Genomic DNA, 20,614 nt, shown 5'->3' on the forward strand with positions numbered 1-20,614 from the left:
ACCATGCCGTCCCGCCGTACGCTCCGCAGGCCGCTCACGCTCTCCGCGGCGGTCGCCGCCGCCCTCGCCGCAGGGCTGCTCGCGGTCCCGCAGTCCGCCTCGGCCGCGGACGCCAGGATCCACGACATCCAGGGCTCCACCCGGATATCCCCGCTGGCCGGGAAGCAGGTCACGGGCGTGCCGGGCGTGGTCACCGCCGTACGGTCCTTCGGCTCCGCACGCGGCTTCTGGCTGCAGGACCCGCGCCCGGACCGCGATGCCGCCACCAGCGAGGCGATCTTCGTCTTCACCGGCAAGGAGACCCCGGACGTCGCCGTGGGCGACGCGGTGGAGGTGGCCGGCACGGTCAGCGAGTACTACCCCGGCGGCAAGGACTCGGGGCTCCAGTCCGTCACCGAGATCACTGGCGCGAAGTGGACGGTGACCTCGGCGAAGAATCGTCTCCCCGCGGCCTTCCGGCTGACCCCTTCGTCCGTGCCGAATCGATACGCCCCGGACCACGGCGGCAAGGACATCGAGCCGCTGAAGCTGCGGCCCGGCTCCTACGCGCTGGACCGCTACGAGTCGCTGGAGGGCATGCGGGTCGCCGTCTCCGACGCGCCGGTCGTCGGCCCCACGACGTCGTACCACGAGCTGTGGGTGACCGCCGAGCCCAAGCACCGGCGCACCGCACGCGGCGGCACGCTCTACAGCTCGTACGCCGATCCGAACGCGGGCCGGCTGAAGGTCACCTCGCTGATCCCGTTCGCCGAGCGGCCCTTCCCCGTGGCGGACGTCGGTGACGCACTGAAGGGCACCACGGCCGGGCCGCTGGACTACGACAACTTCGGCGGCTACACGATCGAGGCCACGGACCTGGGCGAGCTCGCCGACCGCGGGCCGGAGCGCGAGACGACCCGCAAGCAGTCGGCGGACGAGCTGTCGGTGGCCACGTACAACGTCGAGAACCTCTCGCCGAAGACCGCGCAGGCCAAGTTCGACCGGCTGGCCGAGGCGCTGGTGAAGAACCTCGCCTCGCCCGACGTCGTCGCCCTGGAGGAGGTCCAGGACGACAACGGGGCGACGAACGACGGGGTGGTGTCGGCGGGCGCCACGCTCAAGAAGCTCACCGACGCCATCGCGAAGGCCGGCGGCCCCGCGTACAAGTGGGCGCAGATCGACCCGGCCGACGACCAGGACGGCGGCCAGCCGGGCGGCAACATCCGCGTCGCCTTCCTCTACGACCCCGGCCGGGTCTCCTTCGCCGACATCCCCGGCGGTGACGCGACGACCCCGGTGAAGGTCGAGAAGAAGGACGGCCGCGCCGCCCTCTCCGCCTCCCCCGGCCGCATCGACCCGGGCAACGCGGCGTGGAAGGACAGCCGCAAGCCGCTCGCGGGCCAGTTCTCCTTCCGCGGCAAGCCGGTCTTCGTGGTCGCCAACCACTTCAACTCCAAGGGCGGCGACCAGGGCCTGGACAGCCGCTTCCAGCCGCCGGCCCGCACCTCCGAGACCCAGCGCACCGCGCAGGCCGAGGCCGTGCACGGCTTCGTGACCGACGTCCTCGCCGCCGACCCGAAGGCGGCCGTGATCGTCGCGGGCGACCTGAACGACTACCAGTTCTCCCCGGCGCTCAAGAAGCTCACCGCGGGCGGCGTCCTCACCGACCAGGTGAACCGGCTCCCGAAGGCCGAGCGCTACGGCTACGTCTACAACGGCAATTCCCAGGCCCTGGACCACATGCTCACCAGCCCGGCCCTGGCCCGCGCCGACTACGACATCGTCCACCTCAACGCCGAGTTCGCCGACCAGGCCAGCGACCACGACCCGCAGGTGCTGCGCGTGAAGCCGTAGCGGCCACCTTGTAGCGCAGCAATGCTTAACGGTTGCGCCAGTACGACTAAGTAGACCTGAAATAGCGGTGGGGCCACACCGCCGTGCACGAGCCCTGTGGCCCCACCGCCCTTCGGCCGCCCCGCGGCAGCGATGATCACCCCGTTCACCGCCGACCACGCCCTCGACACGGACGGCGCCCAGCGGCCGGCCGTCCGGCCGACCGACGAGGGCTGCGACGCGGGCGACCCCGCCGGGGCCACCCGCCGCCACCTGCGCCGCGTACCGCTCATCGAAGCGATGATGGCCACGGGGACGCCCGGCACCGTCACCGCCAAGACCCTTCTGGCCACGCTCGGCCTTCCGGGCGGCCCGCCCGGCCACCTCTGCTGCCCGCGGACCCCGCGCTCACATCGCAGCCGGCGGAGGTCCTGCGAGCGGTCCGGGAGCGGTAGCCCCGTACCCGTCCTGGCCCGGGGCCGCCGCATCCGTCCCGTCCGGCGCGTCCGACACGAGATCCCGTACCAGCAGCGTCGCGCCCGCGACCGCGCCCGGCATCAGGACGACGGCGATGAACGGGACGAGGAAGAGCAGGACGAGCGGGGTGCCGAAGCCGACGGCGAGCGCCTTGCGGCCGCGCAGCAGGCGCATCCGCTCCCGTACGGGGACGCCGCGGCGCTGCAGGGCGACGGAGGTCAGCTCGACGGTGAGGAAGAAGCCGGAGACACAGAAGCCGATGGCCGGGATCACGGTCTGGCCGATGACCGGCACGAAGCCGAGAACGAAGAAGAGCAGGCCGAATCCGGCGGCGCGCAGCAGGACGTACACACTGTCCTTGACCGCGATCCACACCTCCCGCCACAGCGACAGGTCCGGGCCCTCCGGGCACTCCCCCTCGGACTCCTCCACCTTCTCCGACAGCGACTCGTAGAACGGGTCGCCGATCACCAGCGTGACGGCGGTGAAGGTGAGGACCGACAGCAGCAGGCCGCCCGCGACGAGCAGCGCGACGAACAGTCCCCGCAGCAGCCCCTGCCAGGGCGAACCCCAGCCGTCGGCGAACGGGGTCGCCCGGGCCGCGATGTTGTCCGCCCAGAAGAAGAAGACGGTCAGCGCGACCGCGTACAGCACGAGGGTGACCAGCGCGGGCAGCAGCCCGAACCCCCACCACCGGCCGTGCCGCGCGACCCAGCGCTGCCCCTTGCCCCAGTAACCCAGCCCCGCCACAAGATCACGCATACGGTCACCCTATCGGGGCAGCGCGGCACGTCCCAGCCGTACGGGGACGGCCCGTGCGCCCCGGACGGAATCCGGGGCGCACGGGCCGTTCCGCGGTGCCGTGGACGTGCGGCTCAGTTGTGGTGCAGCACGTCGTTCAGGCCGCCCCACTCCGCGTTGTTCGGGCGGGCCTCCACCACGCCGGTGGTGGAGTTGCGGCGGAAGAGGATGTTGTCGGCGCCGGACAGCTCGGCGGCCTTGACGATCTGCCCGTCGGGCATCGTCACGCGGGTACCGGCGGTGATGTAGAGCCCCGCCTCGACCACGCACTCGTTGCCCAGCGCGATGCCGACACCGGCCTCGGCGCCGACCAGGCTGCGCTCGCCGATGCGGATGCGCTCCTTGCCGCCGCCGGAGAGGGTGCCCATGGTGGACGCGCCGCCGCCGATGTCGGAGCCGTCGCCGACCACGACGCCCTGGCTGATGCGGCCCTCGACCATGGAGGTGCCCAGCGTGCCGGCGTTGAAGTTGACGAAGCCCTCGTGCATGACGGTGGTGCCGGCCGCGAGGTGCGCGCCCAGGCGGACCCGGTCGGCGTCGGCGATGCGGACGCCGGACGGGGCGACGTAGTCGGTCATCCGCGGGAACTTGTCGACACCGAAGACGGCGAGGTGCAGGCCCTCGGCGCGGGCGTTCAGCCGCACGGTCTCCAGCTTGTCCACGGCCACCGGGCCGAGCGAGGTCCACGCGACGTTGGCGAGCAGACCGAACAGGCCGTCGAGGTTCTGGCCGTTGGGCCGCACCAGACGGTGGCTGAGCAGGTGCAGACGGAGGTAACCGTCGTGCGCGTCCAGCGGCTTGTCGTCCAGGGAGGAGATGACCGTGCGCACGGCCACGATCTCCACGCCGCGGCGGGCGTCGGGGCCGAGCGCCTTGGGCGCGGCCTCGCCGAGGAGTTCGGCGGCGCGCTCGGCGGTCAGCCGCTCGGTGCCGGCCGGACCGGGCTCGGCGACGAGCTCGGGCGCCGGGAACCAGGTGTCCAGGACGGTGCCGTCGGTGGTGACGGTGGCGAGTCCGGCGGCGACGGCGCCGGTCGTACGTGCGGAGGCTGCTGCTTCGGTCATGCGGAAAACCTAACCGGCGCGGCCCCGGCCTGGCGAACCGGTCTCAGCCGTCAGACGTGCGAGGACTCGGCGCCGGCTCCTCGCCGACCACCCGCGCCACCTCGGCCCGTACCGCGTCCCGGTCGAACGGCCGACCGGTGAGCAGCAGCTGCAGCAGCATGCCGTCGATGAGGGCGCTGAGCGTGCGGGCGGTGCCGGGGTCGGTGTACCGGGAGAGCACGTCCAGCGTGCTGTCCAGCCACTCGGCGGCCACCGGGCTCAGCGCGGGCCGCCGCAGCGCCGCGAGGTACAGCTCGTACTCCATCCGCACCCGCCCGCCCGTCGCCCGGCCACCGCCCCCGGCGGACGCGCTGCGCGCGGCATCGCTGTCGCGGCTCTCGTCCATGTACGCAGCGAGCAGGTCGGCGATGCGGTCCGCGAGCGGCGCGTCCCGGTCCAGGTACTCCGTCCAGCCCTCGACCGTGGTGCCCGCCTCGCCGCAGACCTGCCGCAGCGCGGCCACCAGCAGGTCGTCCAGGGACGCGAAGTGGTACGTGGTCGAGCCCAGCGGCACGTCCGCCGCGCGGGCCACCACGCGGTGGGTGAGTGCCCCGATGCCCTGCTCCTCGGCCACCCGGATCGCCGCGTCGATGATCCGCTGCCGCCGCTCGGGGTCGTAGCGCCGGGGCATCAGTGCGCCGCCCCGCCGAGGTTCAGCATGACCACGCCGCCGATGATCAGCGCGATGCCGATCAGCCGTGCCGCGTTGGCCGCCTCCCCGAGGAACAGCATCCCGATGGCGGCGATCACGGCGGTCCCGGCCCCGGACCAGATCGCGTACGTGGTGCCCACGCTCATCGTCTTCAGCGTCTGCGCGAGCAGCACGAAGGCGACGAGGTACCCCACCGCGGTGCCGAGCGAGGGCCACAGCTTCGTGAACCCCTCGCTGTACTTCATCGCGGTGGTGGCGAGCACCTCCACCAGTATCGCCGCGCCGAGCGTCACATAAGCCATACGTACAAGCGTACACAACGATGCGTACGGCCGTACACAAAGAGAGGTCCGCACCGGTTCAGTCCAGCAGCGTCCGCTTCGGCCGCAGGACGCAGAACTCGTTGCCCTCCGGGTCGGCGAGCACGGTCCAGGTGACGTTCGTGCCCTGCCCGACGTCCACGCGGCGGGCGCCGAGCCCGATGATCCGCTCGACCTCCGCCTCCTGGTCGTCCGGGGTGAGGTCGAGGTGGAGACGGTTCTTGCCGGCCTTCGCCTCGGGAACGGGGAGGAAGACGATGCCCGGCAGCGCCTCCGCATTCGCCCCGATGATCACCTCGTCCGGCTCCTCGAAGACGATCTGCCAGTCCAGGACGTCCGCCCAGAAGCGGGCCATCAGCGGAAGATCATGGGCGTCGACGGCGATCTGGTACAGAGAAGAGGCCATGCCCGCCAGTGTGCCTGGCGGGCATGGCCTCTTCACGCAATGGCGACGGTGGTTCTCAGACGTTGAACCCCAGCGCGCGCAGCTGCTCGCGGCCGTCGTCGGTGATCTTGTCGGGGCCCCACGGCGGCATCCAGACCCAGTTGATCTTCAGCTCGTTGACGATGCCGTCCGTGGCGGACTTCGCCTGGTCCTCGATGACGTCGGTCAGCGGGCAGGCCGCCGAGGTGAGCGTCATGTCGATGGTGGCGATGTTGGCGTCGTCGATGTGGATGCCGTAGATCAGGCCGAGGTTGACCACGTCGATGCCCAGCTCGGGGTCGACGACGTCGTACAGGGCCTCGCGGACCTCTTCCTCGGTGGCCGGCTTCAGGGCGGCTGCCCCGGCCGGCGCCTCCGTGGCGCTTGCGTTCTCGGTCATGCGGTCTTCGCCTCCTCGGAGAGGGCCTTGGCGGTCGCGTCCTTCCACGCCATCCAGGACAGGAGGGCGCACTTGACGCGGGCGGGGTACTTCGAGACGCCGGCGAACGCGACGGCGTCCTCCAGCACCTCCTCCATGGCGTCGTCGGGCTCGATCTGGCCCTTGGACTGCATCAGCTCCAGGAAGGTCTCCTGGATCTTCTGCGCCTCGCCGAGCTCCTTCCCGACCAGGAGTTCATTGAGGACGGACGCGGAGGCCTGGCTGATCGAGCAGCCCTGGCCTTCGTACGACACGTCTTCAATGGTCGCGCCGTCCAGGCGGACGCGCAGGGTGATCTCGTCACCGCAGGTCGGGTTGACGTGGTGCACCTCGGCGTCGCCGTCCCGCAAGCCCCGGCCGTGCGGGTGCTTGTAGTGGTCCAGGATGACGTCCTGGTACATGGAATCCAGCTTCACGGGTCAGTCAGTCCTCGTCCTCATCCGAAGAAATTACGGACGTGCTCCAGGCCCTCGACCAGAGCGTCGACCTCGGCCGGCGTGGAGTACAGATAGAACGACGCTCGTGTCGTCGCAGGAATTCCGTACCGCAGGCAGACCGGGCGGGCGCAGTGGTGGCCGACCCGGACCGCGATGCCCTGCTCGTCGAGCACCTGTCCCACGTCGTGGGGGTGGATGTCACCGAGCGTGAAGGAGATCGCGGCGCCCCGGTCCTCGGCCGTGGTGGGGCCGATGATCCGCAGGTCGGGGACCTCCAGCAGCCGCTTGACCGCGTACTCGGTGAGCGCGTGCTCGTGCGCGGCGATGTTCTCCATGCCGATGGAGTTGAGGTAGTCCACCGCCGCGCCGAGGCCGACGGCCTGGGCGATCGGGGGCGTACCGGCCTCGAACTTGTGCGGCGCCGGGGCGTAGGTGGAGGAGTTCATCGAGACGGTCTCGATCATCTCGCCGCCGCCGAGGAACGGCGGCAGGTCCTCCAGCAGCTCCTGGCGGCCCCACAGCACGCCGATGCCGGTCGGGCCGCACATCTTGTGGCCGGTGAAGGCCACGAAGTCGGCCTGGAGCGCCTGGACGTCCAGCGGCATGTGCGGCGCGGCCTGCGAGGCGTCGAAGCAGACCAGCGCGCCGACCTCCTGGGCCTTGCGGACGATGGTCTCGACCGGGTTGACCGTGCCCATGAGGTTGGAGACCAGGGTCAGGGAGACGACCTTGGTCTTCTCCGTGATGATCTCGTCGATGTCGGAGAGGTCGAGCCGGCCGTCCTCGGTCAGCCCGAACCACTTCAGCTTCGCGCCCGTGCGCTGCGAGAGCAGCTGCCACGGCACGATGTTGGAGTGGTGCTCCATCTCCGTGATGACGATCTCGGTCTCGTGGTCCACGCGGTAGGGCTCGTCGGCCCAGCCCAGCATGTTCGCGACGAGGTTGAGCGACTCCGAGGCATTCTTGGTGAAGATCACCTCGTCGCGGCTCGGTGCGTTGATGAACTCGGCGACCTTGTCGCGAGCGCCTTCGTACAGCGCCGTGGCCTCCTCGGCGAGCACATGCACGCCGCGATGGACATTGGCGTTGTAGCGTTCGTAGTACTCGCTCAGCACGTCGATGACCTGGCTGGGCGTCTGCGAGGTCGCGGCGCTGTCCAGGTAGACGAGCTTCTTCCCCTCGTGAACCTCGCGGCCCAGAATCGGGAAGTCCTTACGGATCGCCTCTGTGTCGAGGAGGCCCGGCAGCTGTGTCACGCGGTTGCGCCACCCTTCACGTACGCCTCGTAGCCCTCGGCCTCCAGCTTGTCCGCCAGCTCCGGGCCACCGGACTCGGCGATCCGGCCGTTGGCGAACACGTGGACGTGGTCGGGCTTGATGTAACGGAGGATCCGCGTGTAGTGGGTGATCAGCAGGGTGCCGACCTCACCACCCTCACGGACCCGGTTCACGCCCTCGGAGACGATGCGCAGCGCGTCGACATCCAGGCCGGAGTCGGTCTCGTCGAGGATCGCGATCTTCGGCTTGAGCAGCTCCAGCTGGAGGATCTCGTGGCGCTTCTTCTCACCGCCGGAGAAGCCCTCGTTGACGTTGCGCTCGGCGAACGCCGGGTCCATGCTGAGGCGCTCCATGGCCTCCTTGACCTCCTTGACCCACGTCCGCAGCTTGGGAGCCTCGCCGCGGATCGCGGTGGCGGAGGTGCGCAGGAAGTTGGAGACGGAGACACCGGGGACCTCGACCGGGTACTGCATGGCGAGGAAGACGCCGGCACGGGCGCGCTCGTCGACGGACATCTCCAGGACGTCCTCGCCGTCGAGGGTGACGGTGCCGCCGGTGATCGTGTACTTGGGGTGACCCGCGAGCGAGTACGCGAGGGTGGACTTGCCGGAGCCGTTGGGGCCCATGATGGCGTGCGTCTCGCCCTGCTTCACGGTCAGGTCGACGCCCTTCAGGATCTCGCGCGGGCCGTTCTCGGCCTCGACGGAGACGTGCAGGTCGTGAATCTCAAGCGTTGCCATGGGGAACTCAGGACTCCTGGGTGACGGAGACGAGCACGTCGTCCCCTTCGATCTTTACGGGGTATACGGGGACGGGCTGCGTCGCGGGAAGGCCGGACGGCTTGCCGGTGCGGAGGTCGAAGCTGGAGCCGTGCAGCCAGCATTCGATGGAGCAGTCCTCCACCTCGCCCTCCGAGAGGGAGACGTTCGCGTGCGAGCAGATGTCGTTGATCGCGAACACCTCGCCCTCGGTACGGACGACCGAGACAGGGGTGCCGTCGAGCTCGACCCGCTTGGGCGTGTCGTCTTCGAGCTCGCTCAGCCCACAGGCTCGTACGAAGGTGGCGGTCATGCTACGGACGCCTCCAGCTCTTCATCGATCTTGGCGATGAGGCGCTCCTCGACGTCCGGCAGGCCGATCTGCTGGACCAGCTCGGCGAAGAAGCCGCGGACCACCAGACGGCGGGCCTCCTCGGCCGGGATGCCGCGCGCCATCAGGTAGAACAGCTGCTCGTCGTCGAAGCGGCCGGTCGCCGAGGCGTGGCCGGCGCCGACGATCTCGCCGGTCTCGATCTCCAGGTTCGGCACCGAGTCCACCCGCGCGCCGTCGGTGAGGACGAGGTTGCGGTTGAGCTCGTAGGTGTCCGTGCCGGTCGCCGCGGCGCGGATGAGCACGTCACCGATCCAGACGGCGTGCGCGTCCTCGCCCTGGAGGGCGCCCTTGTAGACGACGTTGGAGCGGCAGTTGGCCGCCTCGTGGTCGACGAAGAGGCGGTGCTCCTGGTGCTGGCCGTTGTCGGTGAAGTACAGACCGTAGAACTCGGCCTCGCCGCCGGGCGCTGCGTACGTCACGCGGGGGTTCAGCCGGACCAGGTCGCCGCCGAAGGTGACGACCACGGACTTGAAGGAGGCGTCCCGGCCGACCAGGGCGTTGTGCTGGCCGGCGTGGACCGCGGTGTCGTCCCAGTCCTGGACGGAGACGACGGTGAGCTTCGCGCCGTCGCCGAGGAGGTAGTCGACGTTGGCGGCGAGGGTGGCGTCACCGGTGTGGTCGATGACGACGACGGCCTCGGCGAAGGCTCCCAGCTCGATGACCTGGTGGCCGTAGGCGACCCCGCCCTCGCCGTGGACGGCGATGCGGATGGGCTCGCCGAGCACGGTCTCCTTGGGCACGGAGACCACGGAGGCCTTCTCGAAGGAGCTGTAGGCCTGCGCGGCGATGCGGTCGATGGGCTTGCCGGCCTTGCCGACCCGCGCGTCGTCCCGGTCCACGGCCTCGACCGTCACGCCCTCCGGCGCGTTGATCTCGACCGAGACGCCGCCGGTGGCGGTGGCGGTGCCGTCGTGGAGGCCCTTCAGTCGCTCCAGCGGCGTGAACCGCCACTCCTCCTCGCGGCCGTGCGGCACCGGGAAGTCCGCCACGTCGTAGGACGGCGGGGCGCTCATCCGGGTGGCGACGGTGGACTCGGCGGCCACCGCGATCGAACCGGCGGTGGAGGAGCCTGCCGGGATGTTCTGAGCCTCAGCCATGGCTGTCGTAGTGCTCACTTTCTGGGTCAAGAAGTTTGCTGCGGACGGGAGGGGCCGGGCTGCCCGGCCCCCCGGGGACGGTCGGTCAGCCGACCGAGCCCTCCATCTGCAGCTCGATCAGCCGGTTGAGCTCCAGCGCGTACTCCATGGGCAGCTCGCGGGCGATCGGCTCGACGAAGCCGCGCACGATCATCGCCATGGCCTCGTCCTCGGAGAGGCCGCGCGCCATCAGGTAGAAGAGCTGGTCGTCGCTGACCTTGGAGACGGTCGCCTCGTGGCCCATGGACACGTCGTCCTCGCGGACGTCCACGTAGGGGTAGGTGTCCGAGCGGGAGACGGTGTCCACCAGCAGGGCGTCGCAGAGCACGTTGGACTTGGAGCCCGCGGCGCCCTCGCCGATCTCGACCAGACCGCGGTAGGAGGTCCGGCCGCCGCCTCGCGCCACCGACTTGGAGACGATGTTGGAGGAGGTGTTCGGCGCCATGTGGACCATCTTGGAGCCGGCGTCCTGGTGCTGGCCCTCGCCCGCGAAGGCGATGGACAGGGTCTCGCCCTTGGCGTGCTCGCCCATCAGGTAGACGGCCGGGTACTTCATCGTCACCTTGGAGCCGAGGTTGCCGTCGACCCACTCCATGGTCGCGCCCTCGTAGGCCACGGCACGCTTGGTGACCAGGTTGTAGACGTTGTTCGACCAGTTCTGGATCGTCGTGTAGCGGCAGCGGCCGCCCTTCTTGACGATGATCTCCACGACGGCGGAGTGCAGCGAGTCCGACTTGTAGATCGGCGCGGTGCAGCCCTCGACGTAGTGGACGTAGGCGTCCTCGTCGACGATGATCAGCGTCCGCTCGAACTGGCCCATGTTCTCGGTGTTGATCCGGAAGTAGGCCTGCAGCGGGATGTCGACGTGCACGCCCGGGGGCACGTAGATGAACGAGCCGCCGGACCACACCGCGGTGTTCAGCGAGGCGAACTTGTTGTCGCCCGCGGGGATCACCGTGCCGAAGTACTCCTTGAAGAGCTCCGGGTGCTCCTTGAGCGCGGTGTCGGTGTCCAGGAACAGGACGCCCTGCTCCTCCAGGTCCTCACGGATCTGGTGGTAGACGACCTCGGACTCGTACTGCGCGGCGACACCGGCGACGAGGCGCTGCTTCTCCGCCTCCGGGATGCCGAGCTTGTCGTACGTGTTCTTGATGTCCTCGGGCAGGTCCTCCCAGCTGGCGGCCTGCTGCTCCGTGGAACGCACGAAGTACTTGATGTTGTCGAAGTCGATGCCGGAGAGGTCCGAGCCCCAGTTCGGCATGGGCTTCTTGTCGAACAGCTTCAGGCCCTTGAGGCGAAGCTTGAGCATCCACTCCGGCTCGTTCTTCTTCGCCGAGATGTCGCGGACGACCTCCTCGGAGAGGCCGCGCTTGGCGGACGCGCCGGCGACGTCGGAGTCGGCCCAGCCGTATTCGTAGTTGCCCAGACCCTCGAGCTCAGGGTGAGCAGTCTCCGTAGGGAGCGTCATGCGGGGTTCCTCCCGGCCGTACTTGCAGATGCGGTGGTGGTCTTTGTGATGCGGTGATCGGCCTTGCCGGTGGCCTTCGGCGTGCGCGGCGGGCCCTGGGCCTTGGGGGCGCCCTGGGCGGTCGCCTTCGGTACGAAGGTCGTGCAGACCCCGTCGCCGTGGGCGATGGTGGCAAGACGCTGCACATGGGTCCCGAGCAGGCGCGAGAAGACCTCGGTCTCCGCCTCGCACAGCTGAGGGAACTGCTCGGCCACATGGGCGACCGGACAGTGGTGCTGGCAGAGCTGTTCACCTTGCTGCAGATGGGGGGCGCTGCGCGCCGTAGCAGCGTACCCGTCCGCGGTCAATGCCTTCGCCAGGGCCGTCGTGCGCTCCTCGGGGGGCGCGGCCTCGATGGCCGTGCGGTACTCCGCCGCCTGCGCCTCCAACCGGGCGCGGGCGAATTCCGCGACCGCGGCCTCGCCGCGCTCACCGCCGCCCGCGGCCTGCGCGATCCAGCGCAGGGCGTCGGAGGCCAGGCTGTCGTACGCCTGGTCGAAGGCGTCCCGGCCGCAGTCCGTCAGCGCGAACGCCTTGGCGGGGCGGCCCCGGGAACGCGTGCCGTACACCCGCTTCTCGCGGGGCTCCACGACACCCTCGGCCACGAGGGCGTCGAGATGGCGGCGTACGGCGGCCTGCGTCAGCTCCAACCGCTGCGCCAGCTCGGCAGCGGTGGACGGGCCGTGGTCCAGGATGGAGCGGGCGACGCGATTGCGCGTGCCGTGCGCTTCCTCCTGGCCGGTGACCTGCGCAGAAGCTGAGGTCACCGGCCCGGCGGCCGGGGTGGCCGCGGGCTCCTGTCGATCCTCGCTCGCGTATTTCACAACGCCATTGTTGCGTAATTCTTCAGACCAGGACAAGCCTCGCCCGAGCCTTCGCGTGGTGGCCTCTATCACTTAGGTATGCCTAACTGCAAGGCCGCATCGCGCCGGGACGCGGGAGCCCCCGTGGGAGCGGCGGGGCGCCCCTTCGTAGACTGCCGGTCATGCGCAGCACCTCCCCGGGGGACGCCCCCCGGACCCACGGGCGAGAGCCTGCCGTCGAGGTCACGGGCCTGGTCAAGCGGTACGGCGCCAAGACCGCCGTGGACGGCCTCGACCTCACCGTCGCCCGCGGCGGCATCACCGCCGTCCTCGGCCCGAACGGCGCCGGAAAGACCACCACCGTCGAGACCTGCGAGGGTTACCGCCGCCCCGACGCCGGCACCGTCCGCGTCCTGGGCCTGGACCCCGTCGCCGACGCCGCCGCGCTGCGCCCCCGTATCGGCGTGATGCTCCAGTCGGGGGGCGTGTACCCGGGTGCCCGCGCCGAGGAAATGCTGCGGCACACCGCCTCGCTGCACGCCCACCCCGTCGACGTCGACCTCCTGATCGAGCGACTGGGCCTGGGCTCCTGCGGCCGTACGAACTACCGGCGGCTCTCCGGCGGCCAGCAGCAGCGCCTGGCGCTCGCGATGGCCGTCGTCGGCCGCCCCGAGCTGGTCTTCCTGGACGAGCCGACCGCGGGCCTGGACCCGCAGGCCCGGCACGCCACGTGGGACCTCGTGCGCGAGCTGCGTACGGACGGCGTCAGCGTGGTGCTGACCACGCACTTCATGGACGAGGCCGAGCAGCTCGCCGACGACGTCGCGATCATCGACGGGGGCAAGGTCATCGCCCAGGGCAGTCCAGAGACGCTGTGCAAGGGCGGCGCGGAGAACACGCTGCGCTTCACCGGGCGGCCCGGCCTGGACCTCGCCTCGCTCCTCAAGGCGCTGCCCGCGGAGTCCGCGGCGGCCGAGCTGACGCCCGGCGCGTACCGGGTCACCGGCACGATCGACCCGCAGCTGCTCGCCACCGTCACCTCCTGGTGCGCGCAGAACGGCGTCATGCCGGACCGCATAGCGGTGGAGCGGCACACCCTGGAGGACGTCTTCTTGGAGCTCACGGGGAAGGAGCTGCGCGCATGAGTACGACCGCCTCGACGGGGGTCTTCGCCCCGAAGCCGGGCGCTGCGCCGCTCCCCCGGATGATCCGCGCCCAGGCCCTCCTCGAAACGAAGATGCTGCTGCGCAACGGGGAGCAGCTGCTGCTCACCGTCATCATCCCGACGCTGCTCCTGGTGCTGTTCTCCGCCGTCGACATCGTCGACACAGGATCGGGAAAGTCCGTGGACTTCCTGGCCCCCGGCATCCTCGCGCTGGCCGTGATGTCCACCGCCTTCACCGGGCAGGCCATCGCCACCGGCTTCGAGCGGCGCTACGGCGTGCTCAAGCGGCTGGGCGCCTCTCCGCTGCCCCGCTGGGGGCTGATGACCGCCAAGACCTGCTCCGTGCTGGTCACGGAGGTCCTCCAGATCGTGCTGCTCACCGTGGTCGCCTTCGCGCTCGGCTGGTCCCCGCACGGCAACCCCGTATGGGTCGTGCTGCTGCTGGTCCTCGGTACGGCGGCCTTCTCCGGCCTCGGCCTGCTCATGGCCGGCACGCTCAAGGCCGAGGCCACGCTCGCCGCGGCCAACCTGGTCTTCCTGCTCCTGCTGGTCGGCGGCGGCGTCATCGTGCCGCTGGAGAAGTTCCCCGGCGCGGTGCAGTCCGTGCTCCAGCTGCTGCCGATCTCGGCGCTCTCGGACGGGCTGCGCGACGTCCTCCAGCACGGCGCGGGGCTCCCCCTGGCCGACCTCGGCATCCTCGCCGTGTGGACGGTGCTCGGGCTGGGCGCGGCGGCGAAGCTCTTCCGCTGGGAGTGACCCGTAGGCCACGCGGAGTACGAGGTACGCACCGTTTCGCACCCCTCGTGGCCGTGTCCCCCCGGGGAGCCGACTCCCCCGGCCCCCCTCGTGAAAAGACGCACAAGCCGCCGCCTACGATGAGCCCGTGCCGAATTCGCTGAACCCCCTAGAGCAGATCGCCCGCCGCTGGCAGCCGTCCGCGGCCTTCGTGCGACGTGCCGCGCTCGCCACGGTCGTCATGGCCGTCGTCATCGTCGTGACCGGCGGCGCGGTCCGGCTGACCCAGTCGGGTCTGGGCTGCTCCACCTGGCCCCAGTGCACTCCCGGCAGCCTGACGCCGACCCACGAGATGGGCATCAACGGCCTGATCGAGTTCGGGAACCGGCTGCTCACCTACGTGCTGTGCGCGGTCGTCGGCCTCTTCATCATCGCCGCCCGCGCCCGCCACCCCCGGCGCCGCTCCCTCACCCGCCTGGGCTGGGCCCAGTTCTGGGTCGTCATGGGCAACGCCGTGGTCGGCGGCATCACCGTGCTGACCGGTCTGAACCCGTACATCGTCAGCGGACACTTCCTGGTGTCGACCGTGCTGCTCACAGTCGCGGTGATCACGTGGCGGCGAGCTTCCGAGGGCGATGACGCGCCGCGCGACCTGGTCGCCAGGCCGGTCCGGCAGCTCTCCTGGCTGCTGGTGCTGGCCACCGCGGCGCTCACCCTGATCGGCACGGTGGTCACCGGCGCCGGCCCGCACGCGGGCGACGCGCGCAAGGTGCACCGCATCCCGCTGGACTGGCAGGAGATCACCCAGCTGCACGTGGACTTCGTGTACATCGTGGTCGGCCTGAGCGTCGCCCTGTGGTTCACGCTCCGTGCGGTCAAGGCGCCCGCGGCGCCGCGGCGGATGCTCCTGGAGCTCTTCGCCTGTCTCGCCTTCCAGGGCGTCATCGGCTACGTCCAGTACTTCCTGCACCTGCCGGAGCTGGTCGTCGGCATCCACATGTTCGGCTCCACGCTGGTGTGGATCTGCGTCCTGCGGGTCTTCCTCTCGCTGCGCGAGCGCGGCCCGCTGCCCACCGTTCCGGCGCCTGCCGGGGACCAGGAGCCGGTCGGGGCCGCCAAGGCCACCACGGCGGCCTGAGGCCCCGTCCCGCACGTACGGCAAAGCCCGCCGGCCATGGTCATCGGACCGTGGCCGGCGGGCTTCTGCGTGCTCCGGGCCGGCGCGGCTCCTGCGTACGAGGGCCCGCGGCACCGGGTCAGTCGTTCGACGGTCCGCCCAGCTGGATGCCCGCCATCCGCGACCACTCGTAGCGGCCGGTGCGCACCTTGGCGGCCAGGTCGCCGTCGAAGTCGTCGTGGAGGGTGATCCCGGCCTGCTCCGCGGCCTTCTGGGCGGCCGCGTGCGAGCGCGCCACGAGGTTGCCCCACTCGCCGTTGGCGCCGACCAGGGCGACACGGGTACGGCCGCGGCCGATGTGCGCCAGCTGGCCCTCGGCGCTGCCGCCGTGGCTCTTGGCGAAGGCCTGCATCTCCCGGGCGAGCCTGGCGGCCTGCTTCTCGGAGCGCTTGTCCAGCCGCTCGTCGCGCTTGTCCGGCTGCTCGTCCGCCTGCGTGGTGTCTGCCATGAGCCGCATGCTACCCGTCGGTAATAGAACGTGGAAGAGGCCGCCGCCGAACGGCCTCACGGCCACCGGCGCACGGCCTCCACGGGAGTGCGAGGGTCAGAAGCGCAGGAACGGGTCCACCGCGACCGCCACGAAGAGCAGCGACACGTAGGTGATCGACCAGTGGAAGAGCCGCATTTCCTTGAGCTTGGCGCCGGTGATCTCGGCCTTGGCGCGGGCCTGCAGGCCGTGCGCCTCCTTCAGCCAGAAGGCGCCGCACAGGACGGCCACGATCGTGTAGAACCAGCCCGTGTAGCCCAGCGGCTGCAGCAGCAGCGACACGGCGACCATCACCCAGCTGTACGCAACGATCTGCCGCGCGACCACCTTGTTGGAGGCGAGGACGGGGAGCATCGGCACGCCCACGCGCGCGTAGTCGTCCTTCACCTTCATGGACAGCGGCCAGTAGTGCGGCGGCGTCCAGAAGAACATCACCATGAAGAGGATGACCGGGGCCCAGGACATCGAGTTGGTCACCGAGGACCAGCCGATGAGGACCGGCAGGCAGCCGGCGATGCCGCCCCAGACGATGTTCTGGGAGGTGCGGCGCTTCAGGATCATCGTGTAGACGACCACATAGAACAGCAGTGCGCCGAGCGAGAGCCAGGCCGAGAGCCAGTTGACGGTCAGTCCGAAAAGCAGCGTGGAGACGACCGCGAGCGAGATGCCGAAGACCAGGCACTCGCGCGGGCTGACCATGCCGGTGACCAGCGGACGCTGCGACGTGCGCTCCATGAGCGCGTCGATGTCCCGGTCGATGTACATGTTCAGCGCATTGGCGCCGCCCGCGGAGAGGTACCCGCCGATGCAGGTGAGAAGCACCAGCGTCAGGTCGGGAACGCCCTGTTCGGCAAGGAACATCACCGGCACTGTGGTGATGAGCAGCAGCTCGATGATCCGCGGCTTGGTCAGTGCCACGAATGCCATGACCCGGGCCCCGAACGGCCGGTTCACGGGACCGGGATTCCCGGGGCTCCGAGAGAGCGCCCCCGCAGGACGGGATTCGACGGCCGTCACGCACACCCCTGGAAAGTAACTTCTGCGGCTCGTTCACCGCGGAGAGAAAGGCCAGCAAGCTCAGCCGGGCGATGAAGGCCCGGTGAAGACTTGCGCGTACCACGCCACTCTAGACGTTGCGGGTAGCGCGATCTTCGCGGGGGTGGGGTCGTGTTGGCACCGCCCCGGCCGGAAGGAAGGGCACCCGAGTGCCCGGACACGCGGACGATCAGCGGGCGAAAGGGGTCGCCGGACGGCACTCTGAAAGCAGGGCCGACACCCCCTGTCTCCTGGGCGTTCACCTGCTCATTCGGGCGCTCGTTCGGGGTTCTGAAAACTCATGTGTTGCAGGTGACGCCGACCGGGGTTCCGGCGGAAAATTGCGCCTCCCGCGCAGGTAGGCTCGACAGCGTCCGAGGGCATTTCCGACCCCCGGCATTCGACATGTGGAGAGGAGCCCTGACCCAGGGTGAGCACCAAGCCGACCACCACAGGTCTTGAGTGGACCGAAATGGACCAGCGGGCCGTCGATACCGTCCGCGTTCTGGCAGCAGATGCCGTGCAGAAGGTCGGTAACGGCCACCCGGGCACGGCCATGAGCCTCGCTCCTGCCGCCTACACCCTTTTCCAGAAGGTCATGCGGCACGACCCCGCCGACGCGGAGTGGACCGGCCGCGACCGGTTCGTGCTGTCCGCCGGGCACTCGTCCCTGACCCTCTACATCCAGCTGTACCTGGCCGGCTTCGGCCTGGAGCTGGACGACCTCAAGGCCTTCCGCACCTGGGGCTCGAAGACCCCCGGCCACCCGGAGTACGGCCACACCACGGGTGTCGAGACCACCACCGGCCCGCTGGGCCAGGGCGTGGCCAACGCGGTGGGCATGGCGATGGCCGCCCGGTACGAGCGTGGCCTGTTCGACCCGGAGGCGGCCGCCGGCACCTCGCCGTTCGACCACTACATCTACGCGATCGCCGGTGACGGCTGCCTTCAGGAGGGCATCTCCGCCGAGGCGTCGTCGATGGCCGGGCACCAGAAGCTCGGCAACCTGATCCTGCTGTGGGACGACAACCACATCTCGATCGAGGGCGACACCGAGACCGCGATCTCCGAGGACACCGAGAAGCGCTACGAGGCCTACGGCTGGCACGTCCAGCGCGTGGAGCCCAAGGCCGACGGCGACCTGGACCCCGAGGCGCTGTACGCGGCGATCGAGGCGGCCAAGGCCGTGACGGACCGTCCGTCCTTCATCGCGATGCGCTCGATCATCGCCTGGCCGGCCCCCAACGCCCAGAACACCGAGGCCGCGCACGGCTCGGCGCTGGGTGCCGAGGAGGTCGCCGCCACCAAGCGCGTCCTGGGCTTCGACCCCGAGAAGGACTTCGAGGTCTCCGACGAGGTCCTGGCGCACACCCGTGCGGCGCTGGATCGCGGCCGTGACGCGAAGGCCGAGTGGGAGAAGGCGTTCGGCGAGTGGCGTACCGCCAACCCCGAGCACGCCGCCACGTTCGACCGCGTCCGCGCCGGCGAGCTGCCCGAGGGCTGGGAGCAGCACCTGCCCGTCTTCGAGACCGGCAAGGCGGTGGCCACCCGTGCCGCCTCCGGCAAGGTCCTGCAGGCGCTGGGCGCCGTCGTCCCCGAGCTGTGGGGCGGCTCCGCCGACCTGGCGGGCTCGAACAACACCACCATCGACAAGAACTCCTCGTTCCTGCCGGTGGGCAACCCGCTGCCGGAGGCGGACCCGTACGGGCGTACGATCCACTTCGGTATCCGTGAGCACTCCATGGCCGCGGAGATGAACGGCATCGCGCTGCACGGCAACACCCGCATCTACGGCGGCACCTTCCTGGTGTTCTCCGACTACATGCGCAACGCCGTCCGTCTGTCGGCCCTGATGCACCTGCCGGTCACGTACGTGTGGACGCACGACTCGATCGGTCTGGGCGAGGACGGCCCGACCCACCAGCCGGTGGAGCACCTGGCCTCGCTGCGCGCCATCCCGGGCCTGAACGTGGTCCGGCCGGCCGACGCCAACGAGACGGCGCTGGCCTGGGGCGAGATCAACAAGCGCTGGACCAAGGAGTTCGGCAAGGGCGCCCCGCACGGTCTGGCGCTGACCCGCCAGGGCGTGCCGACGTACGAGCCGAACGCCGAGGGTGTCGCCAAGGGCGGCTACGTCCTGTTCGACGCCGAGGGCGGCGAGCCGCAGGCCGTGCTGATCGCCACCGGCTCCGAGGTGCACCTCGCGGTCGAGGCGCGCGAGCAGCTGCAGGCCGCGGGCGTCCCGACCCGGGTCGTCTCGATGCCGTGCGTGGAGTGGTTCGAGGAGCAGGACCAGGCGTACAAGGACTCCGTCCTGCCGCCGGCCGTCAAGGCCCGTGTCGCCGTCGAGGCCGGCATCGGTCTGACCTGGCACAAGTACGTGGGCGACGCCGGCCGCATCGTGTCGCTGGAGCACTTCGGCGCCTCCGCCGACGGCAAGGTCCTCTTCCGCGAGTTCGGCTTCACGCCCGAGAACGTGGCCGCCGCCGCGCGGGAATCGATCGACGCCGCCGCGCGCTGACGTCCATAGACGACAAGTAGGAGATGCAATTCCCATGACAGACGCACTCAAGCGCCTTTCCGACGAAGGCGTTGCGATCTGGCTGGACGACCTGTCGCGCAAGCGCATCACGTCCGGCAACCTCGCCGAGCTGATCGACCAGAGCCACGTGGTGGGTGTCACCACCAACCCGTCGATCTTCCAGAAGGCGATCTCCTCGGGTGAGGGCTACGAGCAGCAGGTCTCCGACCTCGCGGCCCGCAAGGTCACCGTCGAGGAAGCCATCCGCATGATCACCACCGCGGACGTCCGGGACGCGGCCGACATCCTGCGGCCGGTCTTCGACGCCACCGACGGCCAGGACGGCCGGGTCTCCATCGAGGTCGACCCCCGTCTGGCCCACAACACCAAGGCGACCGTCGCCGAGGCCAAGCAGCTGGCGTGGCTGGTGGACCGCCCGAACACGCTCATCAAGATCCCGGCGACCAAGGCGGGCCTGCCCGCGATCACCGAGGTCATCGGCAAGGGCATCAGCGTCAACGTCACGCTGATCTTCTCGCTGGAGCGCTACCGCGAGGTCATGGACGCCTACCTGGCCGGCCTGGAGAAGGCCAAGTCGCTGGGTCTGGAGCTGGACAAGATCCACTCCGTGGCGTCCTTCTTCGTGTCCCGCGTGGACACCGAGATCGACAAGCGCCTGGACGGCGTCGGCTCCGACGAGGCCAAGGCCCTCAAGGGCAAGGCCGCGCTCGCCAACGCCCGCCTGGCGTACCAGGCGTACGAGGAGGTCTTCTCCTCGGACCGCTGGGCCGCCCTGGAGAAGGCCGGCGCCAACAAGCAGCGTCCGCTGTGGGCCTCCACCGGTGTGAAGGACCCCGAGCTCAAGGACACGCTGTACGTCGAGCAGCTGGTCGCGCCGAACACGGTCAACACCATGCCGGAGGCCACCCTGGAGGCCACCGCCGACCACGGCGACATCACGGGTGACACCGTGAGCGGCGGGTACGAGCAGGCACAGGCCGACATCGACGCGCTCGCGAAGTTCGGCGTCTCGTACGACGACGTCGTGCAGGTGCTGGAGGACGAGGGCGTCGACAAGTTCGAGAAGTCCTGGGAAGACCTGCTCAAGTCGACCGAGGCGGAGCTGAAGCGCCTCGCTCCTTCGGAGGGCTGAG

The 20,614-nt window shown here is 70.1% G+C and carries 21 protein-coding genes; 6 read left to right on the forward strand and 15 right to left on the reverse strand.

The window, feature by feature from the left end:
* Positions 1 to 3 precede the first annotated feature (3 nt).
* Complete coding sequence (locus ACIGQF_RS10265) at positions 4 to 1,833, forward strand: endonuclease/exonuclease/phosphatase family protein (RefSeq protein ID WP_399707804.1); 1,830 nt, start codon at positions 4 to 6, stop codon at positions 1,831 to 1,833.
* 387 nt (positions 1,834 to 2,220) lie between these two features.
* Here ACIGQF_RS10265 and ACIGQF_RS10270 read toward each other — a convergent pair whose 3' ends face one another.
* The 13 genes from ACIGQF_RS10270 to ACIGQF_RS10330 all read right to left on the reverse strand — a co-directional run bounded on the left by ACIGQF_RS10270 (position 2,221) and on the right by ACIGQF_RS10330 (position 12,361).
* Complete coding sequence (locus ACIGQF_RS10270; protein ID WP_399707805.1) at positions 2,221 to 3,051, reverse strand: EI24 domain-containing protein; 831 nt, start codon at positions 3,049 to 3,051, stop codon at positions 2,221 to 2,223.
* A 113-nt stretch (positions 3,052 to 3,164) separates the two neighbouring features.
* Positions 3,165 to 4,154, reverse strand: a complete 990-nt coding sequence (gene dapD / locus ACIGQF_RS10275; RefSeq protein WP_399707807.1) for a 2,3,4,5-tetrahydropyridine-2,6-dicarboxylate N-succinyltransferase — start codon at positions 4,152 to 4,154, stop codon at positions 3,165 to 3,167.
* Between the two features lie 43 nt (positions 4,155 to 4,197).
* Positions 4,198 to 4,824: a TetR/AcrR family transcriptional regulator gene (locus ACIGQF_RS10280; protein WP_399707809.1), complete on the reverse strand. Its 627-nt coding sequence runs from the start codon at positions 4,822 to 4,824 to the stop codon at positions 4,198 to 4,200.
* Positions 4,824 to 5,147 carry a DMT family transporter gene (locus tag ACIGQF_RS10285; protein WP_399707811.1) on the reverse strand — a complete coding sequence of 108 codons (324 nt, stop codon included), beginning with the start codon at positions 5,145 to 5,147 and terminating at the stop codon, positions 4,824 to 4,826. The genes ACIGQF_RS10280 and ACIGQF_RS10285 overlap by 1 nt, the downstream gene beginning before the upstream one ends.
* Before the next feature lie 58 nt (positions 5,148 to 5,205).
* Complete coding sequence (locus tag ACIGQF_RS10290; protein WP_399707813.1) at positions 5,206 to 5,571, reverse strand: VOC family protein; 366 nt, start codon at positions 5,569 to 5,571, stop codon at positions 5,206 to 5,208.
* Between the two features lie 55 nt (positions 5,572 to 5,626).
* Positions 5,627 to 5,989, reverse strand: coding sequence for a metal-sulfur cluster assembly factor (locus ACIGQF_RS10295; protein ID WP_399707814.1), 363 nt, complete (start codon positions 5,987 to 5,989; stop codon positions 5,627 to 5,629).
* Positions 5,986 to 6,444 (reverse strand): Fe-S cluster assembly sulfur transfer protein SufU, encoded by a 459-nt coding sequence (gene sufU / locus ACIGQF_RS10300; RefSeq protein ID WP_052868330.1) that lies wholly within the window; start codon positions 6,442 to 6,444, stop codon positions 5,986 to 5,988. The genes ACIGQF_RS10295 and sufU overlap by 4 nt, the downstream gene beginning before the upstream one ends.
* 20 nt (positions 6,445 to 6,464) lie before the next feature.
* Positions 6,465 to 7,721 (reverse strand): cysteine desulfurase, encoded by a 1,257-nt coding sequence (locus ACIGQF_RS10305; protein WP_399707817.1) that lies wholly within the window; start codon positions 7,719 to 7,721, stop codon positions 6,465 to 6,467.
* Complete coding sequence (gene sufC / locus ACIGQF_RS10310) at positions 7,718 to 8,482, reverse strand: Fe-S cluster assembly ATPase SufC (protein WP_399707819.1); 765 nt, start codon at positions 8,480 to 8,482, stop codon at positions 7,718 to 7,720. The genes ACIGQF_RS10305 and sufC overlap by 4 nt, the downstream gene beginning before the upstream one ends.
* Positions 8,483 to 8,489: 7 nt before the next feature.
* Positions 8,490 to 8,813 carry a non-heme iron oxygenase ferredoxin subunit gene (locus ACIGQF_RS10315; RefSeq protein WP_361560226.1) on the reverse strand — a complete coding sequence of 108 codons (324 nt, stop codon included), beginning with the start codon at positions 8,811 to 8,813 and terminating at the stop codon, positions 8,490 to 8,492.
* On the reverse strand, positions 8,810 to 9,991 hold the full coding sequence (gene sufD, locus ACIGQF_RS10320) for a Fe-S cluster assembly protein SufD (protein WP_399707822.1): 1,182 nt from the start codon (positions 9,989 to 9,991) through the stop codon (positions 8,810 to 8,812). Before sufD ends, ACIGQF_RS10315 begins: the two co-directional genes overlap by 4 nt.
* Positions 9,992 to 10,076: 85 nt before the next feature.
* A complete protein-coding gene (gene sufB / locus ACIGQF_RS10325) occupies positions 10,077 to 11,498 on the reverse strand; it encodes a Fe-S cluster assembly protein SufB (RefSeq protein ID WP_399707824.1) in 1,422 nt (473 codons plus the stop codon).
* On the reverse strand, positions 11,495 to 12,361 hold the full coding sequence (locus ACIGQF_RS10330) for a helix-turn-helix transcriptional regulator (RefSeq protein ID WP_399707826.1): 867 nt from the start codon (positions 12,359 to 12,361) through the stop codon (positions 11,495 to 11,497). Before ACIGQF_RS10330 ends, sufB begins: the two co-directional genes overlap by 4 nt.
* Before the next feature lie 161 nt (positions 12,362 to 12,522).
* Here ACIGQF_RS10330 and ACIGQF_RS10335 point away from each other — a divergent pair, with 161 nt between their 5' ends.
* The 3 genes from ACIGQF_RS10335 to ACIGQF_RS10345 all read left to right on the forward strand — a co-directional run bounded on the left by ACIGQF_RS10335 (position 12,523) and on the right by ACIGQF_RS10345 (position 15,378).
* Positions 12,523 to 13,485, forward strand: a complete 963-nt coding sequence (locus tag ACIGQF_RS10335; protein WP_399707828.1) for an ABC transporter ATP-binding protein — start codon at positions 12,523 to 12,525, stop codon at positions 13,483 to 13,485.
* Positions 13,482 to 14,261, forward strand: coding sequence for an ABC transporter permease (locus ACIGQF_RS10340; protein ID WP_399707830.1), 780 nt, complete (start codon positions 13,482 to 13,484; stop codon positions 14,259 to 14,261). The genes ACIGQF_RS10335 and ACIGQF_RS10340 overlap by 4 nt, the downstream gene beginning before the upstream one ends.
* 127 nt (positions 14,262 to 14,388) lie before the next feature.
* Entirely contained in the window at positions 14,389 to 15,378 is a 990-nt protein-coding gene (locus ACIGQF_RS10345) for a heme A synthase (RefSeq protein WP_399707832.1), read from the forward strand.
* A gap of 118 nt (positions 15,379 to 15,496) precedes the next feature.
* On the opposite strand, the gene ACIGQF_RS10350 is transcribed toward ACIGQF_RS10345, so the two are convergent.
* Positions 15,497 to 15,865: a hypothetical protein gene (locus ACIGQF_RS10350; RefSeq protein WP_399707834.1), complete on the reverse strand. Its 369-nt coding sequence runs from the start codon at positions 15,863 to 15,865 to the stop codon at positions 15,497 to 15,499.
* A gap of 96 nt (positions 15,866 to 15,961) precedes the next feature.
* Positions 15,962 to 16,927, reverse strand: a complete 966-nt coding sequence (locus tag ACIGQF_RS10355) for a heme o synthase (RefSeq protein WP_399707836.1) — start codon at positions 16,925 to 16,927, stop codon at positions 15,962 to 15,964.
* Positions 16,928 to 17,369: 442 nt separating this feature from the next.
* On the opposite strand from ACIGQF_RS10355, the gene tkt reads away from it, so the two are divergent.
* On the forward strand, positions 17,370 to 19,460 hold the full coding sequence (tkt, locus tag ACIGQF_RS10360; RefSeq protein ID WP_399707838.1) for a transketolase: 2,091 nt from the start codon (positions 17,370 to 17,372) through the stop codon (positions 19,458 to 19,460).
* 34 nt (positions 19,461 to 19,494) lie between these two features.
* A complete protein-coding gene (gene tal, locus ACIGQF_RS10365; RefSeq protein WP_361560254.1) occupies positions 19,495 to 20,613 on the forward strand; it encodes a transaldolase in 1,119 nt (372 codons plus the stop codon).
* The last annotated feature ends 1 nt before the right edge of the window (position 20,614 follow it).

The organism is Streptomyces sp. NPDC053560 (assembly GCF_044544605.1).
Taxonomy (GTDB): Bacteria; Actinomycetota; Actinomycetes; order Streptomycetales; family Streptomycetaceae; genus Streptomyces.